General features: G+C 58.6%; 10 protein-coding genes. All 10 read left to right on the forward strand.

What is annotated here, in order from left to right; translation table 11 throughout:
• Positions 1 to 116: 116 nt before the first annotated feature.
• The 10 genes from cybH to epsC all read left to right on the forward strand — a co-directional run bounded on the left by cybH (position 117) and on the right by epsC (position 15,421).
• On the forward strand, positions 117 to 806 hold the full coding sequence (gene cybH / locus DAAHT2_RS04580) for a Ni/Fe-hydrogenase, b-type cytochrome subunit (protein WP_013163130.1): 690 nt from the start codon (positions 117 to 119) through the stop codon (positions 804 to 806).
• Positions 807 to 850: 44 nt separating this feature from the next.
• Positions 851 to 1,390 (forward strand): hydrogenase maturation protease, encoded by a 540-nt coding sequence (locus DAAHT2_RS04585; RefSeq protein WP_049824361.1) that lies wholly within the window; start codon positions 851 to 853, stop codon positions 1,388 to 1,390.
• Positions 1,380 to 3,362: a hypothetical protein gene (locus DAAHT2_RS04590; RefSeq protein WP_013163132.1), complete on the forward strand. Its 1,983-nt coding sequence runs from the start codon at positions 1,380 to 1,382 to the stop codon at positions 3,360 to 3,362. The genes DAAHT2_RS04585 and DAAHT2_RS04590 overlap by 11 nt, the downstream gene beginning before the upstream one ends.
• Positions 3,363 to 3,573: 211 nt before the next feature.
• Entirely contained in the window at positions 3,574 to 4,941 is a 1,368-nt protein-coding gene (locus tag DAAHT2_RS04595) for a 3-deoxy-D-manno-octulosonic acid transferase (protein WP_157861413.1), read from the forward strand.
• Between the two features lie 34 nt (positions 4,942 to 4,975).
• On the forward strand, positions 4,976 to 6,085 hold the full coding sequence (gene carA / locus DAAHT2_RS04600) for a glutamine-hydrolyzing carbamoyl-phosphate synthase small subunit (protein ID WP_013163134.1): 1,110 nt from the start codon (positions 4,976 to 4,978) through the stop codon (positions 6,083 to 6,085).
• A 96-nt stretch (positions 6,086 to 6,181) separates the two neighbouring features.
• Positions 6,182 to 9,403, forward strand: a complete 3,222-nt coding sequence (gene carB / locus DAAHT2_RS04605; protein WP_013163135.1) for a carbamoyl-phosphate synthase large subunit — start codon at positions 6,182 to 6,184, stop codon at positions 9,401 to 9,403.
• Positions 9,404 to 9,576: 173 nt separating this feature from the next.
• Positions 9,577 to 11,568 carry an ATP-dependent zinc metalloprotease FtsH gene (gene ftsH, locus DAAHT2_RS04610; RefSeq protein WP_013163136.1) on the forward strand — a complete coding sequence of 664 codons (1,992 nt, stop codon included), beginning with the start codon at positions 9,577 to 9,579 and terminating at the stop codon, positions 11,566 to 11,568.
• The gene (gene folP / locus DAAHT2_RS04615; protein ID WP_013163137.1) at positions 11,568 to 12,449 is read left to right on the forward strand and encodes a dihydropteroate synthase; all 882 of its coding nucleotides are present in this window, start codon (positions 11,568 to 11,570) and stop codon (positions 12,447 to 12,449) included. The genes ftsH and folP overlap by 1 nt, the downstream gene beginning before the upstream one ends.
• A gap of 18 nt (positions 12,450 to 12,467) precedes the next feature.
• The gene (locus DAAHT2_RS04620; protein WP_013163138.1) at positions 12,468 to 14,444 is read left to right on the forward strand and encodes a class I adenylate cyclase; all 1,977 of its coding nucleotides are present in this window, start codon (positions 12,468 to 12,470) and stop codon (positions 14,442 to 14,444) included.
• Positions 14,441 to 15,421 carry a serine O-acetyltransferase EpsC gene (gene epsC / locus DAAHT2_RS04625; protein WP_013163139.1) on the forward strand — a complete coding sequence of 327 codons (981 nt, stop codon included), beginning with the start codon at positions 14,441 to 14,443 and terminating at the stop codon, positions 15,419 to 15,421. Before DAAHT2_RS04620 ends, epsC begins: the two co-directional genes overlap by 4 nt.
• Positions 15,422 to 15,435: the final 14 nt, after the last annotated feature.

Genomic DNA, 15,435 nt, shown 5'->3' on the forward strand with positions numbered 1-15,435 from the left:
CTTACTGCTTGGAGTTGTTGTTACGGCGGGGTACCCTGTACCCTGTGATCGGTTACGAGCCGGGTTATTCAATCACCGCCGTCAACCGCAGATTACTGCTTATGGAGGTCCGGCAAATGATTACCGAACGCGAATTTTTTGCCAAATTCTACCGTTTTTCCGCCGAGATCCGCGGATTACACTGGCTGCGGGCGCTGTTGATCTTTGGCCTGGTTGCCACCGGTTTCTACCTGGCCAAACCCTTCCTTACCCCCAGTCCGGCCTTGGAGCCGGTCAATTTCCAGAACGCCCTGGTCCGTTTCTGGCATGTGGTCTTCGGCTTTGCCCTGGCCTTTGTTACGATTATGCGCATCTTTCTCTTCTTTTTCGATGAACACAGCCGGCGTTACGAGCGGGACTCCTTCCGGGACACCTTCAGCCTCACCGCCTGGAAACAGCAATTAAAATATTACCTGCTCCTGGGTCCCTATGATCGCCAGGGGGCCTACGGGCCGCTGCAGCATGTGGGGTACATGACGCTGATGGTGTTACTGCTACTCCAAATAATGACCGGAATGATCCTGCATGCCGCCAACTACCAGGGCGGTCTAGGCGGGGTGCTGGGCACCCTGCTGGGGCCGCTGACCGTCTGGCTGGGCGGTCTGGCCGGGGTCAGCAACCTTCATTATATTATCATGTGGGTGCTGATTATTTTTGTCCCCATCCATTTATATATGGTTTACTGGACAGCCCACAGGTCACCCGGCAGTTGCGCCGAGCCCATGTTCAGCGGCTACAGTTTTAAAAAAATTCCTCCTAAATCCTGACCGTTTTGCAAACTTTAGAGTCAGCGCAACCCCTGATACTGGGCGTGGGCAACGTCCTCTTCGGCGACGAGGGGCTGGGGGTGCACCTGGCCTCGCTGCTGAAGTCCAACTATCATTTAATAGCTGCAGAACCAGGCGCCGGTTTACCACCGGCCATTGTCGACGGCGGCACCCTGGGACCACACCTGATCCCTCTGCTGACCAATCACCGCCAGGTGCTGCTGCTGGACAGCATCACCGCCGACAACGCAGCCCCTGGTGAGGTTTTCTGTTTCGATTACCAACAACTGCCCGCGCCGCTGAAAGGCCGGGGCAGCGCCCATGAGGTGGAAATGCAGCAGACCCTGGCCATGATGCGCCTGGCCGGAGACCTGCCGCACATCACCGTGCTGGCGGCGGTACCTAAAATAATCAGCAAGACCACCTTTGAGCTAAGCCCTGAAGCACAACAAGCGGCCGTGACCATGGAACAAAAAGCCTTGGAGATCGTGGACCGGTGGGGTTTTACGGCAACCAGGCGCGCCCATGCTTCCATTGCCGAAATTGCTCGCCACTGCTGCCGGGGAGTCGCTTGTGGGTCATAGGATTCGTTTTTTCTTTCGTACCCGTTGCCTTAACAGCGTGCTGTACGACTTTCTGGCTCGTGCCCAGGCGGAATCAGAGCACGCCGTGGAACTGGCCCGAAATCATGGTGAAACCAACCTGCTGGCCACGGGTAATGAAAAAGAACTGGCGGAGTTGGCCGAAACCCTGGGGCAGGAGATTCCGCTCTCCATCTTTCTCAGCCAAAGCGGCATCCTGCCGGCCGACCAGGAAAGCGGACCCGACCTTGGCAATCTTGTAGGGCAGCCACCGGAAAACCCACTTGCTCCCGGCACAACCAAAGTCGCCCTGCCACCCTGCCCCCGTTGCCTGCGGCTGGCCGAAGAGCATTTTCTGGCCGGCCGGGCCGAGTTTAACCATCGTTGCCGCATCTGCCTTGCGGTCGACTCTGCCAACCAGCAACTGGTGTTTACTCCGCCCGGCACCCTGGAAGTGCAGTCTTGCCCAACCGCCGACCACGACCGGCCCGACCCCCGGCAGCAACATGCGCTGTTGGCTAAGGCCGCCGACCTGCTGGCCCAAGGGCGGCAATTAACGATCATCACCTCCGCCGGCAGCACCACGGCTTCTCTGCAACCACCGGCCGGCCGGCACCAATTGCAGGTGCAGGTAACCGACCCGCAATCATTGCCGGATCACTGGCTGTGCGGCGATGACCAACTGTTGCTGTTGGCCGCCTGGGAAAAACCCCTGGTAATGCTGCATCCCAGTGACCTCACGCGGGAAAAGCACCGGCTGCCGGACACCCCTTTGCCGGTGGGCCTGGCCGATGATCTTTGCCTCTGGTATCTGGGCCGCCACCTGCAGGAACTTTCAGTCTCGCTGCTTTTTCTCGCTCCACAGCAGCAAAAACAACCAAGAGCGTTGATCCACACCGAACATGGAGAATGCTGGCTGCTCACCGGCCATCGAGCCATCATGCCGCTGCTGGTGCGGCTCAACCGCCCCCCCGGCCACAACCGGCGGGCCGAGCAGAACGGCTATTGTGCCACCACCTCCCCTTGCTCCTCTATTTCGCCGGCAACCGGCAACGACGCAACGCTCAACGATGCCGTGGCACTGCTAGCTCAACGGCAACCGGCTACCGACGACCAGCCCGGCTTTCCCGCCCGGCACCACCAGGCCTTTGCAGGCTTTCTGGCCACCACCCCTTCAGAGGCGGTTGGGGGGCGAGTATTTGGAATCTCCCTGGCCTTGCCGGCCGCCGGGGTAGCCCTGCTGGCGACGGATGGCCGGGGCGAGCAGGAGATCATTATCCCGGCGCCAACCGCCGGCCAACCTCTTACCGCCGCCGGCATTATCGCCCAGATCGCCGAACTTGACCCCCAGGCGCAACGCCTTATCACCAACTTTGCCCACCGTTATCCCGACCGCTGGCAGGCTCTTCAGGAGCTTGACCAGCCCTTACAGGTCGCCGCCCTCGGCGATCTTTGCTCTCTGCTGCTGCTGCTTTGTGGCCAGCAGGCCGGACCGGACCACTCAGCGCCGCAACACTTTCTCGATCTGGCCGCCCGGGCAACTCCGGGGCGCAGCCCGCAACTGGAAATGACCCGGGAAGATGACCAGCCGGCGTTCGACCACCGACTGCTTTGCCGCAGCGCCATGAGCTACACCCTGGCCGGGGCGACACCTGCCGCCATCTGCCGGGGAGTTCTGGAAAGCCTGGCCGAACGTTTGGCTCGCGGCATCTGGGCGCATGCAGAACCAGCTTTTTCCCCGCAGGTGGCTCTTTGCACCCCGCTCTGCCTGCATCCTGCCTTTTTTCAGGCCATTCGCCGCCAGGGCGGCAAAGATTTTCTTTTAGCACCGCCGCCTGTCCCCCTGGCCAGCCTTCCCGCCATTGGCCGCCTTTTGCACAGCCCCGCCCCAGACGCGCAGCCCTTGCCGGCAACCGCGCCGGCCGACAAGGAGCGCCGGGCACTGATTAAAAACGCCCTGGATGTTTTCAAGTAAACCATAAAAAAATCTCTTACCCACACCCTCCAAAGAGATTGACGAAAGGCAAAAATACAGGTTTAATTGTCCAATTTTGCCAAGCCCGGAACAAAATCCTGGCCAGCCGATAAAAAAACCATAAATCAGTTCGTTAATCGGCGTCATTCAAACACCTGACCGCCTACGCGCAACACCCGGGCGGAAATTTTTGCAAAAGGCTGTCATTAACTTGGTTAATATTATATACCAGATCACTGCCTGGGCATGTTTTCTGGTTATCTTACCACTTTTTGTCATTTATTCGCTGGGGGGCAGTACCAAGGAGTGGCGACAACGCCTGGGGTTTTATCCCCGCACCCCTCTGCCGCCCTCGAAAACCAAACGCCTGTGGCTCCACGCTGCCTCAGTAGGGGAAGTGCAAGTGGCCCGGGCATTGATTCAAGAGCTTGAACGGCAGATACCGGAGGCCGAAATCTGGGTGTCGACCCTGACCCGGCACGGCCACCAGCTCTGCAGCACGACCATGCCGGCGACGGTTACCTCGATCTTCGCTCCCCTGGACTTGGCTGGCGTCTGCTCGCTGGCCATGCGCAGGGTTGCTCCCGATCTTTATATCTGCCTGGAAACCGAGTTGTGGCCGGAAATCATTCGCCAGGCAGAGCGGCGCGGGGCCGGTCCTTTGCTGATCAATGCCCGGCTGTCGGAAAAGTCTTTCCGCCGCTACCGCAAGTGGCCGGCCTCACTGCTGATCGGCCGCACCGTCGGCCGATTTCGGGCCATTGCCGCCATCGGCGAGGACGACGTGGAACGGTTTCGCAACCTGGGAGCCGCCCCCGAGCGCATCCGGCTGAGCGGCAATGCCAAGTATGATTTAAAGCCGACGGAGCTCAAGCCGGCTAAGGAGCTTGACGAAAACAGGCGACAAACGGAACAGCTGCGGAGACGGCTGGGCCTGCACCCGGATCAGCCTGTCCTGGTGGCCGGCAGCACCCACACCGGAGAAGAGGAACTGATGCTGGCCGCCTGGCAGCGGTTAAAGCGCAACCTGCCCGGCCTGGTGCTGATTATCGCCCCGCGCCACCTGCGGCGGCTGCCGGAACTGGAACACGCTTTTCAGCAACGGGCCCTTACTTACTGGCGTTACAGTGATCGCTTGAAAAACACTGAAAACAACGAATCATCGGATGATTACCCGAGCAGACAACATACCGGCCACCAAAACAAACGGAGCATGGTCATCCTGGTGGACCGCATGGGTGAATTGGCCGCATTATACGAGACAGCCGACTATGTTTTCTGCGGCGGCAGCCTGGTTCGCAAAGGCGGCCACAATCTGCTGGAGGCGGCGTCCCTTGGCAAACCGGTACTTTTTGGTCCTTACATGGACGACTTCCGGGAGGATGCCGACTTATTAATCAGCGGCGGCGGCGGCTTCCTGGTCCGTGACGACGAAGGAATCTGCCAGCGCATCATGGCCTTTCACACCCGACCGGCCGAATACCACCGCGCCGCCGACAAGGCCCGCGATATCGCCGTGACCCTGCGGGGGGCGGCCCGCCAGCAGGCGAAATTGATAAAAAATGAACTTTATTCCTGACAGCCAACCAGCAAACCAAGAGGACAGACGGCAGATGAAAGCATGTATCGCCCTTGAAGATGGAACAGTTTTTGAAGGAGTCTCCTTTACCGGCCCCGGGGAAACCACCGGGGAAATCGTGTTTAACACCGGCATGAGCGGCTACCAGGAGTTACTGAGCGACCCTTCCTACAAAGGTCAGATCGTCACCATGACCTACCCCCTGATCGGCAACTACGGCTTCAATGAAGAGGACATGGAGTCGGAGCGGGTGCAGGTGGAGGCCTTCATCGTTCGCGAGTACTGCCCCTTCCCCAGCAACTTCCGTTCCCAGGGCAGCCTGGCGGAGTTGCTGCAGAAATATGGCGTTTTGGGGGTTGAAGGGGTGGACACCCGGGCCCTGACCCGTCATATTCGCCAGGCCGGAGCCATGAAAGGGGTGGTCTCCACCGAAGACCTGGATCATGCCTCGCTGGTGGCCAAGGCCAAAGCGGCGCCCGGTCTGGTTGGTCGGGATCTGGCCCGGGAGGTTACCTGCCGGGAACCTTACGTCTGGACCAGCAAAGGTCCGGTGGCGGGTACCGGATTTGCCGGTGCCGATCCCGGCCGATATAAAGTTGTAGCCATTGACTACGGCCTCAAGTACAACCAGTTGCGGCTGCTGGCCGCCCACGGTTGCCAGGTGCAGGTGGTGCCGTGTCAAACCGACGCCGACACCATTCTGGCCATGGAACCCGACGGCATTTTCCTCTCCAACGGTCCCGGGGATCCGGCCGGCATTGCCGGAGTAACCGACACCATCCGGGAACTGCTTGGCAAGAAACCGATTTTTGGCATTTGCCTGGGTAACCAGTTGCTCAGCCTGGCCTACGGCGGCCGCACCTATAAGTTAAAATTCGGCCACCGCGGCATCAACCAACCGGTCAAAGATTTGCTTACCGGCAAGGTGGAGATCACCTCACAAAACCACGGCTTCTGCGTGGACATGGCCAGCCTGGACGAAAATGAGGTGGAACTGACCCACATCAACCTCAACGACAACTCGGTGGAGGGCATCCGCCACCGGAAAATGCCGGCCTTTTCCGTCCAGTACCACCCGGAAAACGCCCCCGGCCCCCGCGATGCCGTCTACCTGTTTGAACGTTTCGTACAGATGATGAGCTGATCCGCTCTTGTGACCCACCGCCGCCGGCCAACCGGCCGGCGGCGGCAAGACATTCGCCCCGCGACTTAATGCCAGAACGAAGGATAATCGATCACCATGCCCAAACGCACCGACATCAAAAAAATTCTGATCATCGGCTCCGGCCCCATTATCATCAGCCAGGCCTGCGAGTTTGACTACTCCGGCACCCAAGCGGTCAAAGCCCTGAAGGAAGAGGGTTACCAGGTGGTGCTGATCAACTCCAACCCGGCCACCATCATGACCGACCCGGAGATCGCCGACGCTACTTACATCGAACCCATCACCCCGGAGTTCGTAGCCAAGGTTATTGAACGGGAACGGCCCGACGCCCTGCTGCCCACCCTGGGCGGCCAGACCGGCTTGAACACCGCCATCCGGGTGGCGGAGATGGGGGTGCTGGAAAAATACGGGGTGGAACTGCTGGCCGCCCGCATCGATGTAATCCGCAAGGCCGAAGGGCGAGACTCTTTCCGTGAAGCCATGCGCAAGATCGGCCTCAAGGTGCCAGAAAGCGTGATCATTCACACCATTGCCGAAGCCAAGACGGCGGCGGTAGAGATCGGATTTCCGGTTATTGTCCGTCCCAGCTTCACCCTGGGCGGCACCGGCGGCGGCATCGCCTACAACCAGCAGGAACTTGAGGATATCTGCGAACACGGTCTGGATCTTTCCATCAACAGCGAGGTAATGCTGGAAAAAAGCCTGCTGGGCTGGAAGGAGTACGAACTGGAGGTGATGCGGGACAAAAACGACAACGTGGTGATCATCTGTTCCATTGAGAACCTGGACCCCATGGGGGTCCACACCGGCGATTCAATCACCGTGGCCCCGGCCCAGACCCTTACCGATCGGGAATACCAGCTAATGCGCGACGCCTCGCTGGCTATCATGCGGGAGATCGGGGTGGAAACCGGCGGCTCCAACGTGCAGTTTGCCGTCAACCCCGCCGACGGCGAGCTGATGGTGATCGAAATGAACCCCCGGGTCTCCCGCAGTTCCGCCCTGGCCTCCAAGGCCACCGGCTTTCCCATCGCCAAGATCGCCGCCAAACTGGCGGTGGGGTACACCCTGGATGAAATCCGCAATGATATCACCCGGGAGACTTACGCCTCTTTCGAGCCGGCCATCGACTACTGCGTGGTCAAGATCCCCCGCTGGACCTTTGAAAAATTCCCCGAAGCCGACGACCTGCTGACCACCGCCATGAAATCGGTGGGGGAAACCATGGCCATCGGCCGCACCTTCAAAGAGGCCATGCAAAAGGGCTTGCGGTCGCTGGAGATCGGCTGCAGCGGGTTCGGGGCCGACCCCAAATTCGAAAAATTCAGCCAGTTGGATGACACCGACCTGGAAAATGCCCTGCGCAAACCCAGCTCCATGCGCGTCTTCCAACTTTATGAAGCCCTGCGCCGGGGGATGGGGGTGGAGCGGCTGCACCGGACCACCATGATCGACCCCTGGTTCCTTCACCACTTGGCGGGGATCTTGGAGATGGAAAAGGAAATTCGCCAGGCCGGCTTTACCGGGTTGACCCGGGAACTGTTGGAACAGGTCAAGCGCAGCGGCTACTCCGACCGCCAACTGGCCTTTCTTACCGGTACCTCGGAAGATGACGTACGTGAGCTGAGGGAAAAACTCAACTGCAAACCGGTCTACAAGCTGGTGGATACCTGTGCCGCCGAGTTTGAGGCCTACACCCCCTACTATTACTCCACTTACGAATTCGAGGACGAAGGCCGGGAAAGCAACCAGCGCAAAGTGATGATCTTAGGCGGCGGCCCCAACCGCATCGGCCAGGGAATCGAGTTTGATTACTGCTGCGTGCACGCCTCCTTTGCCCTGCGGGAACTGGGAGTGGAGTCGATCATGGTCAACTCCAACCCGGAAACGGTCTCCACCGATTACGACACCTCCGACCGGCTTTATTTCGAACCCCTCACCCGGGAGGATGTGCTCAACATTATCGAGAAGGAAAAGCCGGAAGGGGTGATTGTCCAGTTCGGCGGCCAAACCCCTTTAAACCTGGCCGTGCCCCTGGCCAAAGCCGGGGTTCCCATTATAGGCACCTCACCGGACTCCATCGACCGGGCCGAAGACCGGGAGCGCTTCCAGCAGTTTCTGCAGAAACTCAACCTGCGCCAACCGGCCAACGGCCTGGCCCGCCAAGCCGAAGAGGCCATCAAGGTGGCCCGGGATATCGGCTACCCGGTGGTGGTCCGCCCCTCTTACGTGCTGGGCGGTCGGGCCATGCGCATTGTTTATAACGAACGGGAGTTGAACAACTATATCGCCACCGCCGTCGATGTCTCCCCGGAGCACCCGATATTGATCGACAAGTTTTTAAAAGACGCCATCGAAGTTGATGTGGACGCCGTTTCCGACGGAGAAACCACCATCATCGGCGGCATCATGCAACATATCGAGGAGGCCGGCATCCATTCCGGCGACTCGGCCTGTGTAATGCCGCCCCATACCCTGGCTCCGGAAATGCTTGAGGAAATCAAGACCGCCAGCAAGGCCATGGCGGCCGAGCTTAAAGTTAAAGGGCTGATGAACGTGCAGTTTGCGGTCAAGGACAACACCCTGTTTGTTCTGGAAGTAAACCCCCGGGCCTCACGGACCGTGCCATTTGTCAGCAAAGCCACCGGGGTGCCGCTGGCCAAGCTGGCCACCAAAGTAATGATGGGCGAAACCCTGGCCTCCCTGGGGCTGACCAGCGAGGTTAAAATCAAGCATTTCGCAGTCAAGGAGGCGGTTTTCCCCTTTGATCGCTTTGACAACGTCGACACCATTCTGGGGCCGGAGATGAAATCCACTGGCGAGGTCATGGGCATCGACGACTGCGTGGGGCTGGCCTTTGCCAAGTCGCAGTTGGCGGCCGGCCAGAAGATCCCCCAGACCGGCACCGTTTTCCTGAGTGTGCGGCACCCGGACAAGCCGGCCATTGTGCCCATCGCCCGACGACTCAGCGAGCTGGGCTTTACCCTGGTGGCCACCCCCGGCACCGCCACCCATCTGGCGGAGCAAGGGGTGCAATGCAACCAGGTGAACAAGATTTCCGAAGGTCGCCCCCATGTGCTGGACATGGTCAACAACCATCAAATTCAATGGATCGTCAACATCTCCATGGGTACCCGCACCACCGAAGATTCCTACACCATTCGCCGGGCGGCCCTGGACTACCACCTGCCCTACACTACCACCATTGCCGGGGCCGAATCCATGGTGCGGGCCATCAGCACCATGCAGGAGAAAACCATGGGAGTAAAACCGATCCAGGATTTTCAAAAGATGTAAGGCAACTGATCAGCGGCGGGGCAGGTCCGGCTCAGGTAGTACTGGACTTTCCCCCCTTGTTGTCTTAATTTAGTTTGCATCACCTCAGGTTGTACCCGACAGCCCGTTAAGCGGTAAGTTAGTACCCCTGGTGAACGCTTACCCGGTTTCTGATTACCAACGGAGGCAGTTTTTTGAATCTATTTTATAAAAATCTTTCCATGTGGCTGATCATCGGGCTGACCCTGATCATGCTGTTCAACCTTTTCAGCCAGCCCCAGCCGCAAGTAAGCGAAATGAGCTACTCCGACTTCCTGACCAGCGTGGAGGCCGGGACAATAAACGACGTGGTGATCCAAGGGAACAAGATCACAGCCAAGGGTCCAGATGGCCGTTCCTTTGAGGTGGTCGCCCCTGATGACGCGGAGATGATCCCTTTGCTGCGGCGCCAGGGGGTCAACATCAAGGTTGAAGAAGAACCGAAGACCCCGTGGTATTTCACCATGTTGATCTCCTGGTTTCCCTTTCTGCTGCTGATCGGGGTCTGGATTTTCTTCATGCGCCAGATGCAGATGGGCGGCGGCAAGGCCATGAGCTTCGGCAAAAGCAAGGCTCGCTTGCTGGATCAGCAGACCAGTAAAGTTACCTTTGAAGACGTAGCCGGCATCGACGAGGCCAAGGAGGAGCTGGAAGAGATCATCGACTTCCTCAAAGACCCCAGCAAATTTACCCGCCTGGGCGGCCGCATTCCCAAAGGAGTACTGCTGATGGGCTCTCCCGGCACCGGCAAAACCCTGCTGGCCAAGGCCATCGCCGGCGAGGCGGGGGTGCCTTTTTTCTCCATCAGCGGCTCTGATTTTGTGGAGATGTTTGTCGGCGTGGGTGCCTCCCGGGTGCGGGATCTTTTCGTCCAGGGCAAGAAAAATGCGCCCTGTATCATCTTCATCGACGAAATCGACGCCGTGGGTCGGCATCGCGGGGCCGGTCTCGGCGGCGGCCATGACGAGCGGGAACAGACCTTGAACCAGTTGCTGGTGGAAATGGACGGCTTTGAGGCCAACGAAGGGGTGATCATCGTTGCCGCCACCAACCGCCCCGATGTTTTGGACCCGGCCCTGCTGCGACCGGGCCGTTTCGATCGCCAGGTGATGGTGCCGCCGCCCGATGTGCGGGGGCGGGAACAGATCCTTAAGGTGCACGCCAAAAAGACCCAGATGGACACCAATGTCGACTGGACCCGGATCGCCCGCGGCACCCCCGGCTTTTCCGGGGCCGACCTGGAAAACATGGTCAACGAAGCGGCCCTGCTGGCGGCCCGGGAAAACGCCGAGATAATCACCGAAAAACACCTGGAGCAGGCCAAGGACAAGGTGATGATGGGCTCCGAGCGGCGCAGCATGATCATCACTGAAGCAGAGAAAAAGATCACCGCCTATCATGAGGCTGGACACGCCCTGGTGGCCAAGATGCTGCCCGGCACCGATCCGTTGCACAAGGTGACCATTATCCCCCGGGGGCGGGCCCTGGGGCTGACCCAGCAACTGCCCCTGGAAGAAAAATACACCTATCCCAGAAGCTACCTGCTTAACAACCTGTGCATTCTGCTGGGCGGCAGAACCGCAGAAGAACTGGTTTTTAACGAAATTACCACCGGGGCGGGCAACGATATCGAGCGGGCCACCGCCATGGCCCGCAAGATGGTCTGCGAATGGGGGATGAGCGATGCCATGGGGCCGCTGACCTTCGGCAAGAAGGAAGAGCAGATTTTCCTCGGGCGGGAAATCTCCCAGCACCGTGATTACTCCGAGTCAACCGCCATCCAGATCGACAACGAGGTACGACGGATGATTATGGAGGCTAAAGACAAGGTTCGTGAACTGCTGGAGGAAAACATCGCCACCCTGCACCAGGTAGCGGAGGAGTTGCTGGAAAAAGAAACCCTCATGCTCGAAGATATTGAGCGAATTATCCGCGAGCAACGAGGCGAGGTTCCAAATGCAACAGCAGAACCGGAGCAAGCGGAAAAGACCCCGACAACCGGCGATCAGCCGGCGGGAAATGGCGATCAGTCAGCAACTGAAACCGCTGAAACCGCTAAAACCGGCGCAGCTACCGAGAACGGCGAGAACGGCGCTGACAGCAGCACGGAAGTGGAGAACCGGCAAAAACCGGAATCATCAGAGTGATGAACCCGGCTGCCGAGTTGCCGCCCGTTGCCACTTTTGCCGGGGAAGGAAAGAACCACCGCCCCAGGGTGATGGGCATCCTCAACGTTACCCCGGACTCTTTTTCCGACGGCGGCAAGTGGAGCACCGAAGAGGCCATCAGCCGCCAGGCGGAGCAGATGTTGCGCGACGGGGCTGATATCATCGATATCGGCGGCGAATCAACCCGCCCTTTCGCCCCGGCGGTAACCGCGGAGGAAGAATTATCCCGCGTGCTGCCGGCAATCCGGGCCGTGCGCCGGCTGCATGCCACCATCCCCATCTCGGTGGATACCACCAAGGCCGCGGTGGCAAGCGAGGCCTTGGCGGCCGGCGCCGATATCATCAACGACATCAGCGCCCTGCGCTTTGACCCGGCCATGCCGGCTCTGGCCGCCCAGGGTGACTGGCCGGTGATTATCATGCACATGCAGGGAACCCCGGCCGACATGCAATTAAACCCCCATTACCAGGACGTGGTGGCGGAAATCAAGACCATGCTGGCGAACCGGCTGGCGGAACTGGCTGCCGCCGGTATCGCCAAACAACGGCTGATCATTGACCCCGGCATAGGTTTTGGCAAGACGGTGGCGCACAACCTGGAAATTATCCGCCGGCTTCAGGAACTGCGCACCTTGGGCCAGCCCATACTGGTCGGCCATTCACGCAAATCTTTCATCGGCAAGGTGCTGGATGATTTACCGGTGACCGAGCGTGACCTGCCCTCGGCGGTGATCTCCGCCCTCTGTGTCCTGAAGGGCGCCGACATCATCCGGGTGCATGACGTCAAAGCCACTGCGCAGGCCATTAAAATAACCCTGGCCTGCCAAGCTCCCGAATCCTGTCAATATTATTCTGCTTAAACCAGAACAGATACCTCCATGGGCCTTAAGGAAAAGATAGCCAGGTACCACCTGTACAACGAAGAACGTATTGCCAAGTCGGTACTTTTAAACCCCCACAAAAGCAATATCATCTTCGCGGCGGTACCCTATCTTTTGCATGTCAACCACCCCGACTTGCCCGGTTATCTCAACGAACCGGCAGCCCCTTGCGGAATATGCAATTATAACCCTGCCACCGCCTTCAGCTTTGAACTTTTCCATCGCTTCTTTCCCGGCCAGTCGGTACCCCGTGGTGAAGAAAAAATGCTGCCGGGTAACCTGTGCGCCATCCGCTCCCTGATGACCATCGGCAGCGTCGGCACCATTGCCCAGTCGGAAAAGTCCGACTGTGATTACTGGGTCAGTGTTCACCGCTCCCAACTGGGAGCCAGGGGCATGGAACTGCTGGCCGAAAAATGTGCCGCCATTGCAGCCTGGACCGCCAAAAAAGGGGTGGAAACCCACTTTTTTCTGATGGACATCGAACAGACCCGGGAGAACAGCTTCGAGTCCGCCGCCATGGAAGAATCCGCCGGCACTTCCTTGAAGATTTTACTTAAAGACGAGCTCTTCCGCACCCATGTGCTGGTGGCCGGCAAGCCTCTGCTCTGGTGGTTTTTGCCCCCCGGGCTGGAAGAAAAGCATTATCACGGCCTGGTGAAACGCTTGGTGCGGGAGCACAAAATCAACCCCGACGACTATGTCGACCTGGGCTGCGTGGCCACTATTCCCCGGGAAGAGATTTTCGGCGCCTGCCTGTGGCAGATGAACAAAGCTCTCGACAGTCCTTTTAAATCGGTGATCAAGTTTGCCTACCTGGAACTGCTGCTCCAAGACCAGCAAAGCTCACCGGCCCTTTTCTCCGACAAAATAAAAAGGCTGGTCACCTATCCGGAAAAACTTCCCGACCAGATGGAGATGCTGGACCCCGGCGAAATCGACCCTTATTTGCTGCTGGCCCGTGAAATCATTGCCTTTTACCAGCAGGCCAACAATCGGCCAATACGGCAGTGGGCGGACCTGATCCGGGAGTGCCTTTTTCTCAAGACCCTGGAAATGGTGGAGTCTCAAAAACACGCCAAGATGGGGCAGAAAAGTCATCACAAGGCCATCATGGAGCAGATGGAGGACTGGGACATTCTGCCTGCCAATCGGCAACATTTCCTCAATTTCCGCTACTGGCAGTATCGTGACCTGCTGGCCTTCGGTTCCCGAGTACATGGTTATCTGGCCGAAACCTACAAGCGACTGCGCCGGGTTTTCAAGGAAATCGACCCGGAGGTGGGGCTGACCATTTCCGAGCGTGACATTGCCACCCTGGGGCGCAAACTGTTTACTTTTTACGAAAAAAAGCCTAACAAAATCGACTATATCCGCAGTGTCTCCCGCTACCACATGACCATGGAAGACATTACCATCCACATCACCAAGTACCAGGAGCGTTTTTTCTACTACGCCTTTCAGGGTAATCTTGACCATAACACCATCCGGGAACAGGTGGGCGCGGCCATCCGGCGGGATGATCACCTGGTTCGCCTGGTCACTTGGTTGATGGTTAACGGCATGCTGGCCCGCCACACCAAACTGCACTTAACCAAAAACTTTCTCCCCATCGACCTGGCGGATATTCAGATCCTGGCGGAAAAGATGCTGGACACCTTCCCCATGGTTGATTTTTCCAAAATCCCCCCCCAGCACCTGGTGGAACAGGAAAATATTCTCCGGGCCCTGGTGGTGGTGAATTTCTTCAAGGAACCGGTCAAAGGCAACAAAACCCTGGCCTCGACCATTATCAGCGAAAACAGTTATGGCGAATATTTTCTGCACGATTACAATACGCTGGCTCAGCTGAAAAACGCTCTGCTGACCCTGCTCACCCGCCATTACGTGAGCCGCTGGAACAACAACTTGATTGTTTTCATTCCCAACCAGGATGAAATTTCCGCCATCAAAAACCTGCTGGAAAAAGGATGAAGAAAAAAACTCCTAAAGTAGCAGACCTGCCCCTGGCCGGCGATCAATGCCCCAGCAAAGACCCCTCTTTGGCCACCGATTTCCGCTCCCGCCTGCCGGAGGTGGTGGGCCAGATGGTGGCCACCTGTAACGCCCGCACCTGTTTCGAGCACATCGGGGCCGAGCCCCTGCCTTCCCGGAGCCAGGCCATTGCCATTCTCAAGACCTGCCGGGAATTGATCTTCCCGGGATATTTCGGCACCCAGGGCATCGACTGGGTCAACCTTGAATATCGTATCGGCCTGGAACTTTCCGGCCTGTTCAACTGCCTGGCCGAGGAGATCGCCAACGCCATTCGCCACGAGTGCACCCGGCATGGCCATATCTGCCAGCACTGCGAGGAGGCGGGGCAGGAAAAGGCTTTTCTCTTTCTGGAACGTCTGCCCCATTTGCGCGCCTTACTGGCCAGCGACGTGCAGGCGGCCTACCAGGGCGATCCGGCCGCCGCCGGTTTTGATGAGATCATCTTCAGCTACCCCGGCCTGCACGCCATCACCATCTACCGTATCGCCCACGAGCTCTACCGCCTTGAGGTGCCGATCCTGCCCCGGATCATGACCGAGCACGCCCACAGTATCACCGGGATCGACATTCACCCCGGGGCCAGGATCGGAAAGCGCTTCTTTATCGACCACGGCACCGGGGTGGTTATCGGCCAGACCGCGATGATCGGCAAAGGAGTCAAGCTCTACCAGGGGGTCACCCTGGGCGCCCTGGCCTTCAAGCGAGACGAAGCCGGTGAACTGGAACGCCATACCAAACGCCACCCCACCCTGGAAGATGACGTTACCGTTTATGCCGGTTCCACCATACTGGGTGGTGAAACAGTGATCGGTGCCCGCTCGGTGATCGGCGGCAACATCTGGCTGACCCATTCGGTGCCGCCGGATACCAAGGTGGTGCTCAATCCACCCGAGCTGGTCTATAAAAAATCGTAACGTTATAAATATTT

The organism is Desulfurivibrio alkaliphilus AHT 2 (assembly GCF_000092205.1).
Taxonomy (GTDB): domain Bacteria; phylum Desulfobacterota; class Desulfobulbia; order Desulfobulbales; family Desulfurivibrionaceae; genus Desulfurivibrio; species Desulfurivibrio alkaliphilus.